Below are 22,483 nucleotides of genomic sequence, written 5' to 3'. Positions count from 1 at the left end.
GGTGAACCGGTGAGCCGGGAGGAGCGCCCTCCGGGCCCGCTCCCCGGCCGAAGCGGCGCCCTCCGGGCCCGCTCCCCCTCCACGACGCACGCCCGCCACGTTCGGCATTTTCGCCGCGCGGCGGGCGTGGTCAGCTGAACGGTCATGGATCTTCGACCGTTCGCGCAAGGTGTCGCCGGTGCGCTGGGACCTGCGCTCCGCTCTTTCTTCCTGACCGCCGCGGCCATGTCGTTCCTGGCCCTCGTCCTCGCGGGCTCGTCGTATGCCATCGCGGCCGACGGCTCGGCGCTGCGCGGGGGGCTGGCGGCCGTCGCGGCGCTCGCGCTCTCCGCCGTGATCGGCTTCACGCTGTCGTGGAAGCGGGCGCTCGGCACGGGCATCCTGCAGATCGTGCGGGCGAAGCGCCTCGGCGGGACGCTCGTGACCGCCGTGTTCGAGCGGCTGCTCGGCGTCTCCGAGCACGCCGAAGCGGGCGCCCGCGGCGGGCGGATGGCGCAGGCGGTGGAGCGCGTCCCGCTCAACGAGGCGGTGAAGCGCCTGCGCCTCGCCGTGATCCACAGGGTGCAGGCTGCGCCGACAGGGGGCGGCCTTCGGGGGTTCCTGCGGCGCAGGATCGAGGCGCAGCTGCTCGGGACCATCGAGACGCTGACGCTGGCGCGCTTCCGCAACGAGGCCAACCAGGGAGGCGGCATCGACCTGCTGAAGGTGCGAGACGAGCTCGCTCAGGGCGTCGACGGCCTCGTCACGGACCAGATCGAGGGGACGCTGCTGAAGATGACGCTGCTCCTCGTCGGGGCCGCCACGCTGGCGTCGCTCGGGGCGGCCGCGGGCATCCAGCACATCCCCCTCTGATCTCCCGCTCAAGCGAGGCGCAGCCCCTCTCCCCTGCGCGCCCCCGGCGAACGGCACGTCGCCCAGTCGAGCGCCGCCAACGGCTCAAGCCGCTCCCCTGCCCGATCGACGCCTCCTGTGGCCAGCGATGTGCGCCGCCGGGGGGAAACACGCCGCCGCGCGCCGCTCGGGGGCTCCCCGTGCACATCGGCTTTGCCTAATTGCTCTCCATTACGTTAGTGTCAACCGACTGCCGTTACGTTTCATGTTGCTCTCACGTTTCATGTTGCTCTCACGTTTCATGTTGCTTTCACCTCATGCTGCGCAGAGGAGGCAATTCGATGATGGAGAACGATATGCGGAGATGTTGCTCGGCGCTCGCTTGCGTCGTGGGCTTGCTCGCGTCGCCGGCCGCCTGGGCTCAGGATCCCGCGCCGCCCCCGGCTGATCCGGGCGCAGCGGCCGCGGCGGGGGCGACGGCCGCGCCGGCGCCCGCGGCGGAGCCCGCCGCGCCGGCGCCGATCCCGAGCTGGTTCCGCTTCGACGCAGACAGCCTCGGTCTCCAGCTCTGGGCCGGCGCCACGCACCAGGTCGGCCCCATCAGCCTCTCGAGCGACATCTACCTCACCACGCTGGGAACCGCGGAGTTCGACATCGGGCCCGCCTTCACGATGGGCCCTGTCACCCTCAACCCGATGGTGGGCTTCTCGTTCAACTTCATGACGATGGAACCGGCGGCGCTGGTCGCCCCGCAGCTGTTCACCTACGTCGACGCAAAGCCCGTTTACTTCGAGTCGTGGATCCTGGGGTCGTTCTCCAGCATGTTCAACGAGAGCGTCCAGAACTACGTCTACACGCGGGACTTCCTGCTCTACTACCCCATCGACGACTTCGGCATCGGCCCGCACCTCGAGGCCACGATCGACCTCAACGAGGTCGTGACCTCCGTGGACGATCCCTTGACCGCCGGTGTGGACGAGGGGAGCGTCGACGAGAGCGGCCTCGCCAGCCTGCAGGTCGGCGGCGTGATCGGGCTGAACTACGGCACGGGAAACAAGCTGCTCCTTTACCTGGGCTACGAGACGCAGGAGGAGAGCCAGGCCGGCGGGAACAAGCTCGCTGGCCGGTTCACGTTCGTCCACAACTTCTGACGTCGCGCGGCGCGCGGCGACGCCCGCCGGCGCGGTAGGGGCGCACGCCCTCGCCGCCTTCCTCCTTCCGGTCGAGCTTCCCGCCGGCCTGGCGCGCTGGTACCGCAGCGCCATGGCCAGACCGATCTCGTTCTTCACGACCGCGCTGTGCACGTTGCTGGGGCTCGGGTGTCAGGCCCGGGACGGCGCCCCGCCGGCCGCGCCGGCCCCGAGCGCGTCCTGGTGCGGGCCCGCCGACTGCGGCCCCCTCTCGGTGCCCGTCTGCGACGATGGCTCCAGCGGCGCCCCGCAGTGCGTGCGCGCCCAGAACGGGGCGTGCCAGTGGGTGCGCGTCTGTCAGGGCCCGGAGCCGGCCGCCGGGACGGCGACCCCTGGGCCGAGCGAGCCCGCCACGCCGGACGCTCAGCAGGCCGACCCGCCGCCGGCCCCGGCGCTCGCGGACACGAACGCCGCGTTCGCGCAGCGCCTCTACGGCAAGCTCGCCGCCACGAAAGACAAGCTCTTCTTCTCGCCGGCGAGCATCTCGACCGCGCTGGCCATGACCTACGCCGGCGCCCGCGGCGAGACCGCGGCTCAGATGGCGAAGACGCTCGAGTTCACCCTCCCGCCCGAGGCGCTCCACCCCGCGTTCGCCGGGCTCCTCAAGGAGCTGGCGCTGGCGACCGGGCCCAAGGGGCCCGAGCTCCGGATCGCCAACCGGCTGTGGGGCCAGGCCGGGCTGCCGATCGAGCCCGCGTTCCAGAGCACCACCCAGCAGCACTACGGGGCCGTGATCGAGCTCGTCGATTTCAAGGGCGGGAGCGAGCCGGCGCGGGGGCGCATCAATCAATGGGTCGAACAACAGACGAACGGGAAGATCAAGGACCTGATGCCCGCCGGCAGCATCACCGGTCTCACACGGCTCGTGCTCACGAACGCCGTCTACTTCAAGGGGAAGTGGGCGACGCCGTTCGACAAGCAGGCCACCAAGAACGAGCCGTTCACGGTCAAGCCCGGGACGGCGCCGGCCGTGCCGATGATGCGCAAAACGCTCCAGGCGGGCTTTGGAAAGACCGCTGACGCGTCGGTGCTGGAGCTCGCGTACGAGGCGCAGAGCCCCGAGCGCCGGCTGGCCATGGTCGTCGTCCTGCCCGCGCAGGTGGACGGGCTGGCGAAGGTGGAGCAGCGCCTTGCGGCGGGAGAGCTCAAGGCGTACGTGGAGGCGCTCCATCCGGCGCGGGTCGACGTGGCGCTCCCGCGCTTCAAGATGACCGCCGAGCTCGAGCTGTCGGCGACCCTGAGCGCGCTGGGCATGCCGCTCGCGTTCGACGACAAGAAGGCCGACTTCACCGGGATCACGAGGGCGGAGCCGCTCTTCATCTCCCAGGTCCGCCACAAGGCGTTCGTGGAGGTCAACGAGGAAGGGACCGAAGCCGCCGCGGCCACGGGGGTCGTCGTGGCGACACGGTCGGCCCCGGCGCAGCCCCAGGTGTTCCGCGCGGATCACCCGTTCGTGTTCCTGATCCGCGACGTGGCGACAGGCGCCGTGCTGTTCATGGGCCGCGTGACCGACCCGCGATGACGTTCCTCCCCGCGGAGGGGGGCTGAAAGTCCGCGCGGGGCGCCAGAACCGCCGTACGATGAGCCGTTTTGCCGGGCCTTCACAGGCTCCACCACCCCCCATCTCGAGGAGCGAGCGATGAAGAACGAAGACGCCGCGAAGGTGCTGCATGCCGTCCGTGACCTGGCCCCCGCGATCGCCTCACGGAGCGCGGAGATCGAGGAGGCGCGGCGCCTCCCGGCGGATCTCCTCGGCCAGCTCAAGGCGGCGGGTTGCTTCCGGATGTTCGTGCCGAGGAGCCACGGCGGCCACGAGGTCGATCTGCGCACGGGGATGGACGTCCTCGAGGCGCTCGCCCGGGCGGACGGGGCCACCGGCTGGACCGTCATGATCGGCTCGGAGAGCCCGAACCTCTTCGCGCTCCTGCCGCGCGAGCGCTTCGACGCCATCTACGCCGGCGGGCCGGACGTGATCATCGGCGGCGGCTTCAACGCGCAGGGGGAAGCCCACGCGACGGACGGCGGCTACCGGGTCACCGGGCGCTGGAGCTTCGCGAGCGGCTGCGAGCACGCCAGCTGGCTGTTCGGGAACTGCGTGATCATGGACGGCGGCCGCCCGCGGATGGGCCCGGCGGGCGAGGTCCCAGAGATGCGGGGCATGCTGTTCCCGGCGAGCGAGGCGCGCATCCTCGACACCTGGTCCGTGCTCGGCCTGCGCGGCACAGGGAGCCACGATATCGCGCTGGAAGGGGCCTTCTGCCCCGAGGCGAACACCTTCGATATCTTCGGGGGCCAGCCGTCGGTGGCCGGGCCGGGCTTCGTCGCGCCGGTCCTGCACTTCGTGCTCCACATGGGGGCCGTGGCCGTGGGGATCGCCCAGGGGGCGCTCGACGACGTCGTGACGCTCGCGAGCTCGGGCAAGAAGCGACTGTATGCCCGCGCCCAGCTGGCGGACTCTCCGCTGTTCCAGGTGAACCTCGGCCGCGCCGAGACGAGCGTCCGCGCGGCGCGCGCCCTGCTGCGCGACACGGGGGACGAGCTCTGGGACGCATGCGTGAACAACCCGGGCGCCGCCCTCGCGATGGCGCCGCGGCTCTCGGGCGCCCTGGCCTGGGTGACGGAGGTGACCGCCCGGGCCGTGGACGCCTGCTATCAGGCGGGCGGAGGCGGAGTCGCCCGGAACGCCTCGCCCGTCCAACGGCGGTTCCGGGACATTCACACCTTCTCGCAGCACGCCGCCGCCGCAGAGGGCTGGTTCGGCCAGGTCGGCGCCGCGCTCCTGGGGCAGCCGACCGGCTTCTGGACCTGAACCTTAGCGACCACGACCAACGCGGTATACGTGGACATGGTGCGCCCCGCCCCGCTCGCCCCGCTGGTCCTCGCCGCCGTCTCGTTCGTCGCCTGCGCCGGTGCCCCGCGCCACGCTGACGCTCCCGCGCCGCCGCGGCCCCGGGCGGGCGCCTGCCCGGCCCGCCCGGCTTGCGACGCGCCGCCGCCGGCGGCCCTGCCGCGCGGGTTCAGGCACACGCGCTCGCGCCTCGTCGCGGCCGGGTGGCCGCGCCACCGCGGGCGCGACCTCTTCGCCCGCGCCGACGGGCCCCAGTGGGCCATCGCGAAGCTCGCTTACGGGCCGCAGGACGACGATCTCGAGGACGAGGACGTCGAGGCCTACCTGCTCCGCGGCTGCAGCGGCGCCTGGGAGCGGCTCGGCACCTTCCGGACGAGCGACGACGACCACCCGCACCCGACCACGGAGGGGATCCCGGACACCGGCGGGCGCGTCTACATCGACCTCGCCGCGGGCCGGCGCCTCGAGGTCGGCCGGCACCGCGTCCACCTCGCCGTGGCCGGCGACGCCACGAGCGCGGATCTGTTCATCGAGGTCCTCCCGTCCGGCGCGCAGGTGGCCGTGACCGACGTCGACGGGACGCTCACGTCGAGCGAGGCGGCGGTCGTCAGCGAGCTCGTCGGCGGCGGCCCGCCGGCCGCCCACCCCGGCGCGGCGGAGGCGATGCGCGCCCTCGCCGAGAGCGGGATCTACCTTTTCTATGTGACAGCGCGCCCCGAGTGGCTCGTGGGCAGCACGAGGGTCTGGCTGCGAGAGCAGGGCTTCCCGCCGGGCATCCTCCACACCACCATCGGCGTCACCGGCGCGTTCGGCGGCGCGGCGGCCGAGTTCAAGACGATCGAGCTCGGATGGCTCAAGGCGCGCACGGGCATCGTGCCCTCCTTCGGCTTCGGCAACATGCCGAGCGACGTGGCGACGTACACGGCCGCCGGGATCCCCGCCTCGCGGTGCTTTTATTACAAGCTCGGCGGCGATCTCCGCGGCGGCGTGCCCCACGAAGACTACCGGGGCCTCGCCCCGGCGCTCTTCAGCCCTCAGGCCGCCTGCGCGCCCTGAGGGAAGCGCTCGCGACGCGTGCCTGCGCGCCCCGCGCCACGTCAGCGGCGGGCGCGCCCGGATCAGGGAGCGCCCCCGCCGCCGATCATTGCGGGATGTCGATCACGTCCTCGCAGGTGAAGTCGACGCCCAGGGACGCCTGGGGATCGGACTGTATCGCGCCGCACACGCTCTCGCAGAGCTCGATCTGCGTCGGGTTCGACGGATTGTCGTAGCGCCAGGCGTCGGCGCTCGCGCACTCCTGATCGTACGCGACGGCCTTCGGCTGGCCCCCTCCGCTCGTGTAGGTCACGCGCACCCGCTGCTTGTCGAACGTCCGCCCGTCGGGAGCGGCCGGGATCGCGACCGTGCACGACACCGCGGCGCCGCGGATCTCGTCGATCGCCGCCCTGAACGCGGTCGCGGTCGCGTCGGGGTTGCCGGTCTCGATGATGAACGCCTTCCCCGTGCCGCCCGCCACCGCGATGTCGCGCAGGTTGTCGACGTTCCCCGGCTCGTCCTCCGGAGGGTTCGCCACCCCGATCACGTAGGTCGGGACGTTGTCCTGGCGCGCCCCCTCGACGCGCTCGACGACGGCCTCGATGCTGTCCGCGTCTCGGCTGCAGCGCTGCGGGTAGCCGTCGGTCACGAGCACGAGCGCGTACTTCCCGGGGTTCTCCTGGCGCTGCGCCTTGATGAAGGTGACCGTCCCGTCGACCACGAACGCCGTCGGCGTGCTCATGCCCCAGTCGTCGTCGTTCGCGGGCGTGACATCGTCGATCGCCTCGCCGAACGCCTCGGAGGGCAGCGGCGTCATCTCGACGTCCGGCGTGCGGTAGGTGCTGGCGTCGCACATCCGCCGCTCGCCGGGGAAGAACGTGAGCGAGGCGGTGAGCCCAGCGGACGCCGGATCCTTGAAGAACTGCTTGGTCGCGGCGACGACCGGATCCCACTTGAGCTCCTTGCTGTGCGAGGGCCTGTCGTTCATCCCCATGCTGCCTGACACGTCGAACGCGACAGCCAGGTACACGGGCTGGAGCCCGGCCTGGGCCGATTGCGTGGCGCACGCCTCGCCGGCCCCGGTCGAAGGGCCTGCGCCGCTGCTGGGGCCGCCTGTGCCGGCGCCGCTGCCCGAGGTCGCCCCCGCTGAACCGAAGCCGCCGTCGTCGCCTCCGGTCCCATTGCCCGAGCTGTTCCCGGCGCCCGAGCCGCTCTGATCGAGATTCTGGTCGTCACCACCGCCGCACGCCGCGCTGGCCACGGCGACCGTGAACAAGGCAATGCCCATCGCAGGCAATCTCATGGCCTGACTCCTTTTTAAGTAAGTACCGGCGCCGCGCGCCGGTAGATAAAGCAGACCAGCACACGAGACCTCAGGAGCCGGCGCATCGCCGGACCACGCTCCTGAGAACTCGCCACCCATGCCCAGTATAAGCCATCGCGCAGCGCATGGCGAGATGCGCTTTCTCAAAGTTCGTATCGGTTTCGTGACATCGGGTTGGTTCGCGTTGGCTCGCGTTGGCTCGCGTTGGCTCGCGCGCCCTCAGCGCAACTCACCCGTGTGGTCGCACGCCTGTGCGCCTGTGTGACCTGTGTGCGCACACAGGCGCGCGCCGGTGCTACGGTTCGCGACTGATGGTCCGCGCAGTGTGTTTCGATCTGATGGACACCGTCCTCTACGACCCGTACCGGGAGGCGCTCGCCGCGGCGATCCGGTCCGCCGCGCCCGCCGCGCCCGCGCCCCCCGAGATTGCAAAGCACCGCGACCCCACGTGCTGGCCTGCGTTCGAGATCGGTGAAATCGATGAGGCCGAGTTCGCTCGCCGGTTCTTTCGTGAAGGCGCCGCGGGGTTCTCGTTCGACCTCGACGCGTTCAACCGGGTGCGCCGCGCGGGATACCGCTTCTTGCCCGGCGTGCGCGAGATCGTCGCGTCGCTCGAGGGCCGCGCGCTCCGGTTCGTGGCGAGCAATTACCCCGTGTGGGTCGAGGAGGTGCGCGAGGCGTTCGGGCTCGACGTCCTGTTCGAGGGGGTCTATTCGAGCCATCACCTGGGCGTGCGCAAGCCGGCGCGCGAGTTCTTCGATAGGCTCATGACGCGCATCGGGATCGGCGCGGGCGAGTGCCTGTTCGTCGACGATCGCGCCGAGAACTGCGAGGCGGCGGCCGCGGTCGGGATGCGCGCGCACGTGTTCGACGGGGCCGCGGGGCTGCGCGCGCGGCTGGTCGGCGAGGGGCTGCTCGGCGGGTAGCGCGCTCGCTCTGCTCCGCCCCGCGCGTCAGAGCGCCGCGCAGAGCGGGCACGACGCGCCCGCGTGCGGCGCGTCGCCGCGATGGAGATCGAGGATGGCGCGGGAGATCTGCGCGAGCTCGCGCCGCACCTCGCGGCGCATCCCCTTCACGCGCGGGATGGACATCGAGTCGTAGGCCGTGGTCTGGTGCCGCATCCAGGCGATCACGGCCGACTCGGCGCGCTGCGCGACCGGGATCCGCTCCGTGCGGGCGACGGTGCCGCTGCCGACCGGCGTGGCGTGCAGCGTCACCTTGGTCGCGACCGCCCGCGCGAGCGCCGCGTAGCGCGGCGAGAACCGGAGGAACGCGGCCACCGCGGCCTCGAACTCGCGCACGTACTCTTCCTGGTCGCGCTCCCTCCGCCGGGCGTCCGCCTCCCGCTTCTTCGCGTACGCGGGCGTGCTGCGCTCCGCCTCGAGCGCCGCGCGGGCGGCCTCGATGGTAGCGGCCGGCGCCCAGAGACCCCCTGAGAACGTCTTCCTCCCGCGCTTCTCGACGACCATCCAGGACGGGCCCGCGAGCTTCACCCGGCGGGTGAGCCCGGCGTCGCCCGGGGGCAGGCACACCCAGCCTTCGGGCGGCGAGAGCAGCGCGCCGTCGGGCGCGCGGAAGCGGCGAGGATCCGGGGTCGGGGCCAGGGTCAGGCACTCGTGCATGGCAAACCGCCGGCGTGCTAGGCCAGGTCATGCCGCGCGTCCAGAAGACGCCGGCCGGCGCCGTCGCCCCGCGCCGGAGCGACCCCGCTGGAGGATGGTACGCTCCGCGCCAGCGAGGGGCGCTCGCCGGTGTTCGCCCCGGCGCGGCCAACAGCACAGGAGGACAGCGTGTCGGACGACGATCGCACGAGGTGGGACGCCCGCTACCGCGAGGGCGGCGGCGATCCGGGGGAGCCGTCCGCCGTGCTCACGGCGCTCGATCCGCTCCTGCCCCGGCGCGGGCGCGCGCTCGACCTGGCGGGCGGCGCAGGTCGTCACGCCCTGTGGCTCGCGCGGCGCGGGCTCGACGTGACGCTGGCCGACATCTCGGAGGTCGGGCTCGGCATCGCGCGGACCGCCGCGGCGAGAGAAGGGCTCGCGCTGCGCACGGTGACGCTCGACGTGGAGCGCGATCCGCTCCCTGCCGGACCGTGGGACCTCCTCCTGATCTTCTACTTCCTCGAGCGCAGGCTCGCGGCCTGCGCGGCGGAGCTCGCTCCGGGCGGCCACCTCGTCGTCGTGCACCCGACGCGGTCGAACCTGCTGCGGCACGCGCACCCGAGCGCGCGCTGGCTGCTCGATGACGGCGAGCTGCCGGGGCTCCTCGGCGAGGCGCTCGAGGTGGTCCGTTACGAGGAAGGGTGGCTCGAGGAAGGGCATCACGAGGCTCGCCTCGTCGCGCGACGCCGGGGCGTCGCGGCGCCTCCTCGGTGACGGCGGCCCGCCGCCGACGTCGCGCGACGACCACGACGCACGAGCTCCGCGCTGGCGGGCGCCCGGCGCGCGCACGTCGCGGCGCGAGGGTCCCCGAGGCTTGCCGCGACGCGAAGATCGCGCTTTGCTCGCGCCATGCGCTTCGCTCGCCTCGCGCCTCCCGATCAGGATCGCCCAGCCTTCTTCGCCCGCCTCGACGGCGCAGCCGCGCTCGTCCTGGACGCCCCGCCCTGGCTCGGCGGCAAGACCACGGGGGAGGCCGTGGCGTGGACCGACATCGATCTCGCCTGCCCCGTGGCCCCCACGAAGATCGTGTGTGTGGGGCGCAATTACGCCGCGCACGCGCAGGAGCTGGGCAACGACGTCCCGGTCGAGCCGCTCCTCTTCCTCAAGCCGCCGTCGGCGCTCATCGGTCCTGGCCAGTCCATCGTGCTCCCTCCGGAGAGCCAGCGGGTCGAGCACGAGGCGGAGCTCGGCGTGGTCATCGGCCGCCGCGCCCGGGCCGTGCGGCCGGAGGAGGCGCTGGATCACGTGCTCGGGTACACCTGCGTGGGCGACATCACCGCGCGGGATCTGCAACGGAAGGACGTGCAGTTCACGCGGGGCAAGGGGTTCGACACGTTCTGCCCCGTGGGGCCGTGGATCGAGACGGCGCTCGATCCCGCGGCGCTCCGCGTGCGGGCAGTCGTGAACTCCCAGGTGCGGCAGGACGGGATGACGTCGCAGATGATCTGGGGAGTGGCCGAGCTGGTCGCGTACATCAGCCGGGTGATGACCCTGGAGCCTGGCGACGTCATCGCGACCGGGACGCCCCAGGGCGTGGGGCCGATCGTGTCCGGCGACGAGCTCGTGATCGACATCGCCGGCGCCACGGCCGAGGCGCGCGGGATCGGCGCGCTGCGGGTGTCCGTGGCCGCGCGGGGAGACGGCGCGAGCGGGCGCTAGCTCGGCGAGCGGCCCGCGGGCGGGCCGGAGCGACGCTCCGACCCCGGCGCTCATCTCAAGGAAAAGCTCACCTCAGCCCTTCCGCTGCTCTGATATCCTTCCACGAACATCGAGACCTCGCTCAAGGTCCCCATGTTCATCCCCAGACTCTGCCATGCGTCGAAGTGGTTGGCGACGGTGATGGTTCCGCTCGTGCGCTTCTGCGTGCGAACGCTCCAGAACTGGGGAGGGGCATTGACGCCATCGATCCCAATCACATCGGATCGATCGACTCTGTAGATGTCATAGACGCCTCCGTCGCTCGTGACGGTGCCCATGGTTCTTGTACCGCCAGGGGGGCGCCAGGTGCCCCAGCCATCGACGATATAGTATTCGACGTCCGGCTTCTTCGTCCAACCATAGACACCCAGGTAGGCGTTGCCGTTTGGCTGAAAGTCAGCCTCGTAGGTCACGATCTGGTTCGCCGACCCGGGCCTCAGGCCTTTGCGGCCCAGCAAGTTGTTGATATCGCTCCATTCCACGCTGAAGCCATCCGCGGTGCTGGTCAGGCAGCCGGTCCCCCGTTCCGTCCAGAGTTGATAGGTGAAGCCGCAGTGGTCGCCGGTTTGATTGCTGCAGACCGACGGTTCGGATGTCGTGCACGCGTCGGGTGCGCCGCCGGCCCCGCCGGCCCCGCCGCCGCCCGTCCCCGAGCTGCTGCTCGACGACGAGCCTCCGCCGGCCCCATCGCCGCCCGTCCCCGAGTTGCTGCTCGACGAGGAGCCCCCGCCGGCCCCATCGCCGCCCGTCCCGGAGCTGCTGCTCGTCGACGAGATCGAGCCGCTGCTCGACGACGACGAGCTGCTCGACGAGGAGTCCAGGACGTCGAGATCCTCGCCCACGATGCGCTCGGCGTTGCACGCCAGCAGGCCGCATGCCATCGACGCGGATAAGTAGCCGAGCAAGGGAGCGATGCGCATTGAAAGGTTCTCCATGATGGACCGGCGAAGCCGCAGGCTTCTGCTCGAGATGAATTACTGAACCATCGAGACGCCTGCGTACCCTCGAACCATGGGTCAAGATTCAAATTTTTCGACCAGCGCGCTCGTATTCGCGGTGTTCACGAATGCACCCACGAGCCTGCGCCGACCACATGCCCGGCGATCACGACGCTCGCCAGACAGATGCTCACACTCGAATACGCCGTGTGATGGGGCCGGGCATCACCACGGAGAAAGCAAGACCCACTCGGACGCGCAGCTGCAAGAAGCAAATAATCCCGACAGTACCCTCACTCGGAGTCGGCCCTTGCGCGATCTCGCGACCGACTGCGGCCCCCGGCGGAGAGAGGTCCGGACCGTCAAGGGAGGGTGGAATACTCTTACGATCAGGAGGCGAAAGTCAAGGGTCCTTTCTTCATCGCGACAGGTGGCGACGTCAGTCGATCGCGATCGCAACCGCCGTGTCGTCCGGGTACGTGAAATTCTGCCTGACAGTAAACGGAGCGCTGGGGTTATCGCATTGGCTGCTTAGTCCACACTTGGCCGCGCCGAAGAGCTCGATGGCGATCTCGAGCGCTCCGGGCTGCACGGCGACGGCGCGCTCGCAGAACGCGACGAATGGATTGTCCGGCCGAACCGCGCAGGCGCTCGGCATCTGCTGGCGCTCGTACAGCACGCCTGTCCAACCGAACGTCGCGCTCTGTCCGGCCGCGATCTCGATCACGGTCGCGTCGTGGCAGTCGAGCGGCCAGTGTTCTGCCGTCTGGACCTCCTCGCAGGTCATCTCGATGTTCGAGAGCTCCGCATTGCCGAGTTGCCCACCCTCCGGAGCCACGCGGAAGCGGTCGGAGCACTGGTCGTTGTGGTAATAGATGGGCGTCGCGCGGTTGTTGGTCACCGTGAACGTCACCTGCGGTCCGGGCTCGTCGTCCTCGAACGCCGAGCAATCGACCGCGCCGCCGCCGGGCCCCGGGCCGGAGCCGCCGTCCCCCCCTTGGCCGCCGCCGGAGGAGCTGCTCGTGGGCCCGCCAGGGCCCACCGTCGTCGAATCGACGCAGGCGGACGCCAGAAGACCAATTGAAACCATCGCCAGGATCCTCGACATGAGCATCACCTCCTGAGGGCACGGACAGCAAAGGTTGGTCCAGGCTGAGGGATCCCGCAGATCGCGTGGTTTCGCCGCGTCGCAAGATCGCGCGTGCCGCAGTGAGCCTTTCTGTGCCGGACACGATGCCGTTACCGTGTGCGGCGGCGAGCAGCGCCAAGGAGGCCGCGCCGACTCCCCTGCGCGCTGCGCCCGCTCCGCACGCGCAGGCCCCCAGCCCGTGGGCTTCCTGGCCAGGGATGCTCCGTATCACCGGCACCGCCTACCTCGCCAGACGCCCGGAGGAAGGGGCAAGCGGACTCCGGCACGGCCGCTGCGGTCCAGAGGCGCCTCGACGCCGAAGGCGGCGCGATGACGGCGGAGGTACTTGGACGCAAACTGAGCAGCTAGCTCCACAGCATGGAGTGGGTCCACACCAGCCAGCGGCCGATCAAATGCGTTCTCCGCTCCCCATACGATCGTCACATCGATAACCCAAGGCGCGGGATCGTCGGCATCGCGCGCCGGCCTGACATCGGCCAATCGCACAGCAACATCCCGAGAAGCATCACCATGAAATCGATACTTCAACTCGATCATGACCACCCGCAACCTCTATCTCTCACAATTCCTGAGGTAGCGACTGATACGGGCGCCATGTAGCGCCACGCTGGCGCGCTCCGAGCTCACCAGCGCCCCCGTCGATCCCGCGACCGCCCCCCGGCATGCTCTACCGGGCCGACGGCGATCTCGATCCGGCCTCTTGCTCGCGAACCTCACCCCGGCCATGCTGAAGAGCTCGCCGGCCACATGGCCGAGCTCGACCGCCGCCCCGAGCGCGCGGCGCCGAGCATTGGTGTCCACCATCGCGTCCACTCGCTCAAGTTCCCCATGTCGTGTTCCAGATGGGTGGGTCGAGGGTTCCGCCGCCCGCGTTCTCGACCTTGTCGTTGACCCTCCGAGCGATGAATTGGGCACCATCCGCGATCGCCTGTGTCCAGTCTACCTGTTTCAGCCGAACCCTGTCATCATCCTTGAACCCGAGAATCTCCACGGCAACAGACCACGAAGCGCCATCGGAATCGAGCCGCACATCACTGATTCGAAGCGTGATGGTCCGCTTCGGACTACCGTCCACTGGGGTAAACATCGTGGTCAGCTCAAGCATTGAACCTCACTTGCAGCTATCCTCGCATTTGCGAAGACACTTGGAATAGTCGGCATTACACTTCGCGCGACACGTTGACGTAGGATCGCGTTTTGTGCAGTCCTCATGACAACCGTCGTGAACTGCGTCACAGTTCAGCTTGCAGCGCTCCTTGCAATCCCCATTCGCGCCATTCACCCACCGGCACGAGCCGCACGACTGCGCTCCCGAGCGGAGGTGCACCCCGTTGGCGATACTCACATCGCTCCTTGGCCTCGTCCAGGCTCGCATGATCGCCCTGGTAGAGCGAGGTGCAGGCGCCTGTCTCTCCCCAGTTCTTGCACTGAATCGAGCCAGCCTTCCACGTGACCGTGCACTCGGCGAGCTGTGAGCCGCCGCTGCACGGGTCCTCGTCGTAGCCGGTGTGATTCTGCGGCTGTAGCGGGACATACCCGAAGCCTCCGACCCCGCCGGTAGGGGTGACGATGCCCCCGCCGGCCCCCTCGGTCCCATGACCCCGGACGTGGCACTCTCCCATGTCGAAGTTGCACCCCGTGAGACCGAGCACCAGAAGAACGATCCGCCTCTTCATTTCGACTCTCCCCCGAACCTCCAGATAGGCCCAGCGGTGACCATGAGGACCATGCTGCCGGGAAGGACACGGCTGCTCCCGCCGGCCCAGTCCACGTTGACGCTCGTGGACGCGCCCAGGCGCCCGGCGAAGGAGCTCGATCTTGTCGCGGAGCCCGCGGATCTCGTCGCTCGTGAGCGGGAGCTCGTCCTCGGCGAAGATTGCGCAGGAGACAGCCAGAGTCGCGCTCCCTCAGACCCCGGCGCCCTCCCGGAGCACGATCGTCACGTGCGACAGCCCTGTCCCGCCGAGGAGCATCGCCTTCACGAGGAACTCGACCATCGTGTCGAGGCACTCGGCGGGCGAGAAGCCCGCTCGCCCCGCCCCGAGCAGCGGCAGCGCCATGCTCCGGAGCTTCATCGTGTCCGCGTGATAGAAGCACCCTTCCAGGAGCCGCAGGATGAGATCGCGCGTCGGCCTGTAGGTCGCCACGTGATCCCAGTCGAGCGTGATCGCGTGGAACACGAACCGCGCGTTCAACCTGCCACCGGAGCTGACCACCACCCCGCCGTGCCGCACGGGAACGTACTTGCGCGTCTCCATGTGGCACACGCCGCCGCTCGCGTGGTTCAGGGCGAGCGCCACGCCGCCCGACATGGTGAGCTGCCCGTCGTCCGCGCTCACGAGCGCGTCGGCCGACACGCCTGCGATGTTCGCGCGCACGATCGAGAGCGTCCTGTCCCCGTGGAACTGGAAGGCCGTGACCAGCCCGGCAGCGCCGCCCGACAGGAGGGCGGGCCGGAAGCGCGTGTACTGCTCCATGTACACGCGGAGCGTCAGGTCGTGCGGGTCCCCCCAGCGGGTGCTCTGGGCGCCCACGAGGGCGGTGTCGATCTCGTCGAAGGACTGGAAGCGGTCCTTCGGGTCCTTGGCCAGACACCGCTCCAGGACGGCCTGCACGTCCTCGTCGAGCTCGGGACGGAGCGCCCGCGGCCGGGCCGGGATGTCCTGCCGGTGCGCGAGCAGGAGCGGCAGGAGCTCCTGCTCCTCGAACGGCCGCTGGCCCGTGGCCGCGTGGTAGAACGACGCGCCATAGCTGTAGATGTCCGCGCGCGTGTCGCTCTCCTGCGGGCTCCACGCCTGCTCCGGCGCCATGTAGAACGGCGTCCCCAGCACGGTGCCCATCGCGGTGAGGGGCTGCTCCCGGAGCGCCGAGGGCCCCGTCGTGGCGGTCAGGCGCGCGAGGCCGAAGTCGGCGACCTTCAGCTCCCCTGACGGCGCGATCAGCATGTTCGACGGCTTCAGGTCGCGGTGCATCACGCCGAGCTCGGTCGCGGCGGCCATCCCCCGCGCCGCATGGAGCATGTAGCGCCGCAGATCGTCGAGCGGCAGCGGCCCATCCTGGAGCCGCGCGGCCAGCGACGGGCCGCCCACGTACTCCATCACCATGAACGGCGATCGGCTCGAGAGGAAGCCGAAGTCGTAGCAGCCCACCACGTGCGGCGACTTGATGAGCGCCGAGATGCGGGCCTCGCGCAGCATCCGCTCCCCGGCGTTCGGATCCGTGTGCCCGGTGAGCACCTTGATCGCGACGACCCGCGCGAGCGCGAGGTGGCGCGCGCGGAAGACGGCCCCCATCGAGCCCACGCCGAGCAGCCCCTCCACGCTGTACCGGCCCGCGAGCTCCTTGCCCAGCGTCGACGCGTCGATCATGAACGGACCATCGCTTGCACCAGCGATGATGTTCGGAACCCCGGGCGCCGCGGTCAAGGGGCACGGCGCGCGACGCGGATCAGACGGCGTACGCCGCGGGTGCGCCGGCCTGCGCGCGCTGGCGGGGCGCCTCGCGCAGCCTCGCGATCTCGGCCTCGACGCGGGCCCTGAGGCGCGGATCGTCGGCGAGCCGCCTGGCCCAGAGCCGCTTCATGCGCACCCACACGGTGCGTCGGATCGCGCGGTCGCCGAGCGCCGCGGCGCCCCCGCTGCGCTCGGTCGCGACGAGCAGCCGGGCATAGTCGGCCGCATGCAGCGGGCCACAGACGGCTTCCCACGCGCCGACGTAGGCCGCGTCGAACCTGTCGCGGAGCGCCCGCTCGCGGCGCCTGGCCTCTTCTGCCATCGACTCCCGCCACCGCCGCTCGGCCTCTGCCCAGCGCACCTCCGACAGGCCGTGCGCCCGGAGCACGTCGGCGCGGGGGACCGGCTTCTCGGCGAGCTCCGCCGTGACGATGGCGCACCGCTCGAGGCTCACCTCGTCGCCGTCGCCGAGCGGGGGGAGCGACCCGGAGGGCGATTCGCCCTCGCGCCGGAGGACGTGAAAGAAGCGGGACGCGGCGGGTCGCTCGGGCTCACGCGCGAGGACGCCCGAGGCCGGGGCGGCGTAGGACGAAGACGACGAAGACTCGACGGGCGGCGGCACCACCTCGGCGGGCGCCGGCGGAACATCCTCCTCCAGCGCGAGGGTCGCGAGCCCCATGGGCGGGCCGGGCGCCGGTGAAGCGAGCGCGCCAGACCAGGGCGCGCCGGGGATCGGCGCCCTGAGCTCGACGCGCGGGGCCGGCCCCGGGTCGAAGAAGAACGGGATCGCGGGCCGCTCGCCGACGCGCACCTCGTCCTCGCTCGACAGCGCGAGCGTCGCGCTCGCCACGGCATCGATCTGCGGTCGCGCTGGCTCGGGCCGGCCCTGCCGCGCCGATCCCGGCGCGGGCGCGAACGGAAGCGCCGGCGCGCGCACCGCCGCCTCGCCCTGCTCGTCGGAGAGCGCGACCGTCTGCAGCGGCGACGGGCGCTGGATCAGGTCGATGAGCTCGATCTCGTCGTCCGAGAGGTGGATGGTGCGCCCCGGATCCCCGTCCCGCTGGCGCGCCTGACCGGGCGCGTCCTCGATGTGCACGGTCCCTCGCGGGCCGATCGGGAGCGCACCTGGAGCCGCTCCCGCGGCGCCGGAGGCCCGCCCGGGCCGCAGGTCGGGCCACGCGAGCTCCTCGCCGTCGACCGCGACGCCGGCGGCGATCCGCACGGCCGCGAGGGCGTGGCCGTCGGGTACGGGGACGATCTGACGCCACACGACCGTGCAGCGCTGCTCGGCGCCGTCGATCCTGAGCGTGTCCGCGTTGAGCTCGATGACGTCGCCCCCTGTCGCAGGAGGCGCGGCGAGCCCGTGGATCCGCGCCACGCCGCGCGCTCGGGGCAGGCGCATCTCCAGCCGGCGAGCGGCCGGGTGCAGGTTCTCGAGCACGATCCACTCGTCGCCGCGCAGATAGTCGATCCGCTGGTCCGGGGGCGCCGCCTGGAAGTACGACCAGTCGAAGCCAGCGGGGATCTCCGCGTTCGGTCCCTCGAGCGTCTCGCGCCGGGTCTTGCCGAGCAGCCGCTTGCGCACGGGCCAGGCGCGCGCGATCGGGCCGAGCCCCGCGGGCCGCGCGGGGTCCTGGGGATCGAGGACCCTGGCCTCGCCGTCGCTCGCGTCGATGCCGAAGGGGTTCTCCCACCCGTTCGCGCCGCGCGCTGCCTTCTCGTACACGAGGGGCATCCGCTGGAACGGCTTCTTGTCGCGGACGAGGAGGCGTTTGTCGAGCGCGCAGCCGCCCGCGCCGAAGACGGCGAGCCGCACCGGCAAGCACTCGACATGCGCCCCCTCGGGGGCGTGGGCGTCGCCCGTGAAGAGCACGTCCGCGCGGCCCAGGTAGGGCGCGAGGTCGCCGGTGAACCGCACGCTCCGCGCGGGGTTCTTGCCGTGATGGACCTCGGCGCGGAGGATCTCCTGCGGTTCCGTCCGCCACATGGCCGCGCCGGGCGTGAACGCGAAGCTCGCCTTGACGATGATCGTGATGTAGCGCTGGCCCTGCGTGCGCCACGAGACCGCGGCGGCCTCGGCGCCCGGGAGCGACGTCACGGCGTCGGGCGGCAGCGCGCTCACGACCGCGTCCTTCTGCACAAGCACCTCGCCATGGTTCGCATCGCGTCAAGCATCGCTCGGCGACCATTGAACCCGCGCAACGTGAACATCGCGTTGCAATCGCGTGATCTGCGTGTGGAGCCGGCGCGGCGGCGAGGGCGTGAGCGGGCGTGGGCGGACGTGGATCGAAGCCGCCGCTCACCCGCCGCACGGGTTCGCCCGGCATGCCCGAACGAAGCCGATCTCGCTCTGCCCCGCCTCGATCCGCTCGATCCACCAGGCGAGCCCCGGGTAGGTGGCCCGGATGAACGCCGCCGCCTCCGCGAAGCGCGCCGTGTCTCCCCGCGCGGCGTAGATCTCGGCGCGGAGCGCGTGGGCCTCCGGCTCGTAGACGCCGCGGAGCACGTCGAGGAGGGCCGGGTCCACGTCGCCGAGCGGCTGCGGCCCGTACATCAGATAACGCAGGATGTGGTCGAAGCGGAGCGGGTCGCCCGGCTCCACGCGGCTCGTGACCGCCGCGCCGCTGTCCGGAGGGAGGCTCGTCCAGCGGCCCCAGGAGCCCGCGCGTGCGGCCTCGGGCGCGAGGCGCCCGAGCTCGCGCTGCTCCTCGGGGCTCGGCGCCGCGAGCTCGATCGGCGCCGGCGCGCTCTCCGCGCGGTCCGGCGGCCCGACGTAGACGATCGCCAGCGTGTACTGCCCGGGATCGAGCCCCGCCGGGAGGTACGACGAGACATCGATGAGCATGCGCCTGCACTCGCCCGGGCACAGGCGGAACACCGGCGTGCCGTGCTCGGGGAGCACGACCGGCGCGGGCTCGGTCCTCACGACCTCCTCGCCGGTGCCCGCCCGCGCGAGGCGGACGCCGATCGCGCCGGCGTTGCCCGCCCAGCTCGGGCGCGGGAGCCGCAGGATGCAGGCCCCAGGGCGGTCGGCGCACAGCGTGATGGCCACGTGCAGGGGAAAGCCGAGCACATAGCGGCGATCGTGATCGAGTGAACGGAGCACCAGCCCAGGCGGGCCCACCGGGTCCCCGGCGCTCCGCGCGTGTTCATCGGACATGACAGCCCCTCATCTCCATCGAAGTCCCCTGTTGTTCTCGAGGCGCACGCGCCGGGTCTCCTTCACGTGGCGCCCGCACAGGTCGTTGCCGACCCGCCCGTCGGTTCCAGGGATGAGCTGCTGGTCGGCGTCGACCATCCAGTGGGACCGATAGTTCATGCAGCACGTCGTCCGGCGCGGCTGCCGGTAATCGAAGTAGCCGCACTTGTGCGGCATCCCGAACGCGTGCGTGAGCTCGTGGACGATGGTGTGGAGCGTGGCTCGCTCGTAGCCGCGACGGGGCTGCGCCCCCTCGGGGTCCCACCACGCCCTGTGATGGGTGAAGAGGATCGTCCTGCCGGCGAAGTACCTCGCCGGCCCGATGTCGATCGTGGGGCTCATGCCGGCGGTGTAGGCGGCCCCTGGGCCCCGCACGTCGGCCTCGACGCGCGCGGGGATGCCGTAGCCCGGGGGCTCCCACGCCCCGTCCCTGCGGCGGGCCCGGGGGAAGAAGAAGAGGCGCCGCTCGTACGCGTGCGCCAGGGAGCCGTCGCCCGCGGTGAACTGGCTCTGGATGTCGTGCGGCGCGAGCCAGAGGCGGGTCCGCGGCGGGTCGTCGAGGACTGCCGCGCTCGCGACCGAGAAGCTCATCTGCCAGCCGTCCCAGCGAAACGTGACGTAGCTCGCTTCCGGGTGGGCGCCGGGGATCTCCACGTACTCGCCGCGTCGCTCGCCCTCGCCGCCGTCCAGGATCGTGACGCTCCCGGAGAACAGCAGGTCGCCCCGGACCTCGGGCACGGGGTGCGGCTCGAGCGCGGCGATCAGGCAGAACCAGCCAGGGTCCCCGGCGTGCTCGAAGTGCTCGCTCACGAAGCGCGAGGCCATCTCGCCGAGCGTGCCCGCGTCGAGCGCCATGTGCTGCAGGTCCTGGATCGCGCGCGCCTCGGTGAAATCGAGCTGGGTGAAGACCGGCTCGAAGTGCGCCGGCGCCTGCTCCACGGGCACCGGGGGCGCGCTCTCCATCCGGATGTACTCGACGTCGATCCGGCGCCAGAGCGTCATGATCCCGGTCTCGTCGCCGGCCGCCTCGGCGATGCCATCGGCCTCGAGCTCGGCGCTCACGATCAGGTTGTCTCCGGCGATATCGGTCATGTGGCGCCGGATCGTGCTCCGCGCCCCCACGATCGCCGTGCTCGCGCTGGTCTCCGTCGCGTCGGACAGCGCGTAGCCCTCCACCTCTTCCCAGCCAGGTGCCCTGTCCTGCGTTCCCTCGTTGTCGTCTTCAGCCGGGGCCACGTAGTCCCCCGCGGCGTCGTAATCGTTCTCGTCGAGGGTGGCAGCCCAGTCCGGGTGCACCTCCGGCCGCTCATTCGAGGGATCGTCTGGATCGCGCGCGCTCCAGCGAATCCGGGCTCCTTCTGGCAGCTCGCCCTCGGAGCTCGTCACCTCGACGGTGATCTCGACGAGCTGCGTATTCTTTGCCCACTGCCCATCGAGATCTCGGTTGATGTAGACGCGTCCCCGGTTATCGAGGCTCTTGTAACCGGGCTTGTATCCAGCCGCCCGCGTCGTCCCCGGCGGCGCCGTGCTGTCGGGAAAGCCCGGCAGATACAGGCCCTTGATGTCGACAATCCGGACCGAGATCATCGGGGCAGAGCATTGCAAATGCCGCGCTCAGCTCGGCCGCCTCCCGGCGTCTCATCCGCCGGCGCGCGCGCCTTCCGCTTGTCGCTTTCTCCCGGCGCGCGTTCGTGCGTAGACTCCGCGCCCTCATGAGCTTCGAGCCAGTTGCAGGGTTTCGCTTCGGCGCCGTCAGCGCCGGGATCCGGAAAGACGGGCGCATCGACGTCGCGCTCGCGGTGGCCGATCAGCCGGCGATCGTGGCCGGCATGTTCACGCGGAACGTGGTGCGCGCGGCGCCCGTGGACATCGCGATGCAGCGCGTCCGGTCGGGGCGCGCTCGCGCCGTCGTCGCCAACAGCGGGTGCGCGAACGCGTGCACGGGCGAGGCAGGCTGGAAGGCGACGCTCGACACGACGCGCGCCGTCGCCGAGTCCATCGGCGCCTCGGAGGACGAGGTGCTCCCCGCCTCGACCGGCGTGATCGGCGCCGTCCTGCCCGCGCACCGGATCATCGAGCGTGTCCCCGAGCTGTCGGCCCGCCTGTCGCCGAAGGGCTACCTCGATTTCGCCCAGGCGATCTGCACGACCGACCGCTGGCCGAAGCTCGCGCAGCGCAAGCTCGGCGCCGGCGCGACGCTGCTCGGCATCGGCAAGGGCGCCGGGATGATCCACCCCGACGTGGGCCCGCCCCACGCGACGATGCTCGTCTTCCTGTTCACCGACGCCGTGCTCGACGCCGGCGAGGCGAGCGACGCGCTGGCGGCCTCGTGCGACGTGACGTTCAACGCGTGCAGCGTCGACGGGGACACCAGCACCAACGACACGGTGCTCCTCTTGTCCTCCGGCGCGTCGCAGCGCCGCGTCTCGCGCGACGAGCTCTCGGCGGGCCTCACCGAGGTGTGCGGCGAGCTCGCGCGCTCGATGGTGGCCGACGGCGAGGGCAGCACGCACGTCGCCGAGATCCGCGTCCGCGGGCTCGCGACGCGCGACGGTGCGCGCGCCGTCGCGCGTACGGTGGCCACGTCGATGCTCGTGAAGACGGCGCTGTTCGGCAAGGACGCGAACTGGGGGCGGCTGCTCGCCGCCGCGGGCCGCGCAGGCGTCCCCTTCGACCCGCGCGAGGCCCAGATCCTCGTCGGCGGGATCCCGATCGTGCGGAACGGCGCGCCGATCGGGGCGGAAGCCGAGCTCAAGGCGAACGAGGTGCTCGCGCGCGACACCTACGTCATCGAGCTCGTGCTCGGCGGCGGCCCCGGCGACTTCGCGTACCTCACGAGCGATCTCGGACACGGCTACGTCGACGTGAACGCGGGGTACCGCTCCTGATCCTCACGGGGTGACCGGCCGGGCTGCTCGCAGGGAGCGCCCCCGCGCCTTCGCCCCGACCGGAAGCGCCGGCTGCGGCCTTCCCCATCGCTCCCCGGCCCCGAGCGCCGGCCGTCCCCCGCCTCACACCGCGCGACCCCCGCGGATCAGTGAACCTCGCGCGACGAGCGCAGGTGAACGCAGGTTCACAAGCGGGTTCACAAAATGAGCGCCTCGTCGGGCTTCCCGGCGCTCCTCTCCTGCCGCCCCGTGGCACGCTGCGTGTTAGC

19 protein-coding genes are annotated in these 22,483 nt (G+C 71.3%); 9 read left to right on the top strand and 10 right to left on the bottom strand.

What is annotated here, in order from left to right; translation table 11 throughout:
• Positions 1–144 precede the first annotated feature (144 nt).
• The 5 genes from WME95_RS16165 to WME95_RS16145 all read left to right on the top strand — a co-directional run bounded on the left by WME95_RS16165 (position 145) and on the right by WME95_RS16145 (position 5,925).
• The gene (locus WME95_RS16165; RefSeq protein ID WP_437909241.1) at positions 145–852 is read left to right on the top strand and encodes a hypothetical protein; all 708 of its coding nucleotides are present in this window, start codon (positions 145–147) and stop codon (positions 850–852) included.
• Between the two features lie 320 nt (positions 853–1,172).
• Positions 1,173–1,982 (top strand): hypothetical protein, encoded by an 810-nt coding sequence (locus WME95_RS16160; protein WP_437909239.1) that lies wholly within the window; start codon positions 1,173–1,175, stop codon positions 1,980–1,982.
• Between the two features lie 112 nt (positions 1,983–2,094).
• On the top strand, positions 2,095–3,543 hold the full coding sequence (locus WME95_RS16155) for a serpin family protein (protein ID WP_437909238.1): 1,449 nt from the start codon (positions 2,095–2,097) through the stop codon (positions 3,541–3,543).
• Between the two features lie 117 nt (positions 3,544–3,660).
• A complete protein-coding gene (locus tag WME95_RS16150) occupies positions 3,661–4,830 on the top strand; it encodes an acyl-CoA dehydrogenase family protein (protein WP_437909237.1) in 1,170 nt (389 codons plus the stop codon).
• A gap of 36 nt (positions 4,831–4,866) precedes the next feature.
• Positions 4,867–5,925, top strand: coding sequence for an LNS2 domain-containing protein (locus tag WME95_RS16145; RefSeq protein WP_437909236.1), 1,059 nt, complete (start codon positions 4,867–4,869; stop codon positions 5,923–5,925).
• A gap of 85 nt (positions 5,926–6,010) precedes the next feature.
• Here WME95_RS16145 and WME95_RS16140 read toward each other — a convergent pair whose 3' ends face one another.
• Positions 6,011–7,207 (bottom strand): vWA domain-containing protein, encoded by a 1,197-nt coding sequence (locus WME95_RS16140; RefSeq protein WP_437909235.1) that lies wholly within the window; start codon positions 7,205–7,207, stop codon positions 6,011–6,013.
• Between the two features lie 332 nt (positions 7,208–7,539).
• Between WME95_RS16140 and WME95_RS16135 the strand changes: the two genes are divergently transcribed.
• Entirely contained in the window at positions 7,540–8,154 is a 615-nt protein-coding gene (locus tag WME95_RS16135) for an HAD family hydrolase (protein WP_437909234.1), read from the top strand.
• A gap of 27 nt (positions 8,155–8,181) precedes the next feature.
• On the opposite strand, the gene WME95_RS16130 is transcribed toward WME95_RS16135, so the two are convergent.
• Positions 8,182–8,850: a DUF2293 domain-containing protein gene (locus WME95_RS16130; protein WP_437909233.1), complete on the bottom strand. Its 669-nt coding sequence runs from the start codon at positions 8,848–8,850 to the stop codon at positions 8,182–8,184.
• Positions 8,851–9,018: 168 nt separating this feature from the next.
• Between WME95_RS16130 and WME95_RS16125 the strand changes: the two genes are divergently transcribed.
• Both WME95_RS16125 and WME95_RS16120 read left to right on the top strand, forming a co-directional pair.
• A complete protein-coding gene (locus WME95_RS16125) occupies positions 9,019–9,603 on the top strand; it encodes a class I SAM-dependent methyltransferase (protein ID WP_437909232.1) in 585 nt (194 codons plus the stop codon).
• 135 nt (positions 9,604–9,738) lie between these two features.
• Positions 9,739–10,548 carry a fumarylacetoacetate hydrolase family protein gene (locus WME95_RS16120; protein WP_437909231.1) on the top strand — a complete coding sequence of 270 codons (810 nt, stop codon included), beginning with the start codon at positions 9,739–9,741 and terminating at the stop codon, positions 10,546–10,548.
• A 50-nt stretch (positions 10,549–10,598) separates the two neighbouring features.
• On the opposite strand, the gene WME95_RS16115 is transcribed toward WME95_RS16120, so the two are convergent.
• From WME95_RS16115 to WME95_RS16080, 8 genes are all read right to left on the bottom strand, one after another.
• Entirely contained in the window at positions 10,599–11,522 is a 924-nt protein-coding gene (locus WME95_RS16115; protein WP_437909230.1) for a glycoside hydrolase family 11 protein, read from the bottom strand.
• Positions 11,523–11,964: 442 nt separating this feature from the next.
• Positions 11,965–12,633 (bottom strand): hypothetical protein, encoded by a 669-nt coding sequence (locus WME95_RS16110; protein ID WP_437909229.1) that lies wholly within the window; start codon positions 12,631–12,633, stop codon positions 11,965–11,967.
• Positions 12,634–13,492: 859 nt separating this feature from the next.
• Complete coding sequence (locus WME95_RS16105; protein ID WP_437909228.1) at positions 13,493–13,780, bottom strand: hypothetical protein; 288 nt, start codon at positions 13,778–13,780, stop codon at positions 13,493–13,495.
• 127 nt (positions 13,781–13,907) lie between these two features.
• Positions 13,908–14,351 carry a hypothetical protein gene (locus WME95_RS16100; protein WP_437909227.1) on the bottom strand — a complete coding sequence of 148 codons (444 nt, stop codon included), beginning with the start codon at positions 14,349–14,351 and terminating at the stop codon, positions 13,908–13,910.
• Positions 14,352–14,582: 231 nt separating this feature from the next.
• Positions 14,583–16,043 carry a serine/threonine-protein kinase gene (locus tag WME95_RS16095; RefSeq protein WP_437909226.1) on the bottom strand — a complete coding sequence of 487 codons (1,461 nt, stop codon included), beginning with the start codon at positions 16,041–16,043 and terminating at the stop codon, positions 14,583–14,585.
• A gap of 79 nt (positions 16,044–16,122) precedes the next feature.
• On the bottom strand, positions 16,123–18,273 hold the full coding sequence (locus tag WME95_RS16090; protein ID WP_437909225.1) for a DUF2169 family type VI secretion system accessory protein: 2,151 nt from the start codon (positions 18,271–18,273) through the stop codon (positions 16,123–16,125).
• A gap of 153 nt (positions 18,274–18,426) precedes the next feature.
• The gene (locus WME95_RS16085; RefSeq protein WP_437909224.1) at positions 18,427–19,287 is read right to left on the bottom strand and encodes a hypothetical protein; all 861 of its coding nucleotides are present in this window, start codon (positions 19,285–19,287) and stop codon (positions 18,427–18,429) included.
• A gap of 9 nt (positions 19,288–19,296) precedes the next feature.
• Entirely contained in the window at positions 19,297–20,913 is a 1,617-nt protein-coding gene (locus WME95_RS16080; protein ID WP_437909223.1) for a hypothetical protein, read from the bottom strand.
• A gap of 125 nt (positions 20,914–21,038) precedes the next feature.
• On the opposite strand from WME95_RS16080, the gene argJ reads away from it, so the two are divergent.
• A complete protein-coding gene (gene argJ / locus WME95_RS16075; protein WP_437552724.1) occupies positions 21,039–22,214 on the top strand; it encodes a bifunctional glutamate N-acetyltransferase/amino-acid acetyltransferase ArgJ in 1,176 nt (391 codons plus the stop codon).
• Positions 22,215–22,483: the final 269 nt, after the last annotated feature.

The sequence above is a fragment of the Sorangium sp. So ce327 genome (genome assembly GCF_051530205.1).
Classification (GTDB): Bacteria; Myxococcota_A; Polyangia; order Polyangiales; family Polyangiaceae; genus Sorangium; species Sorangium cellulosum_B.
Note: the sequence above shows the minus strand (reverse complement) of the source record. Positions and strands in the feature narration are given on the sequence as shown.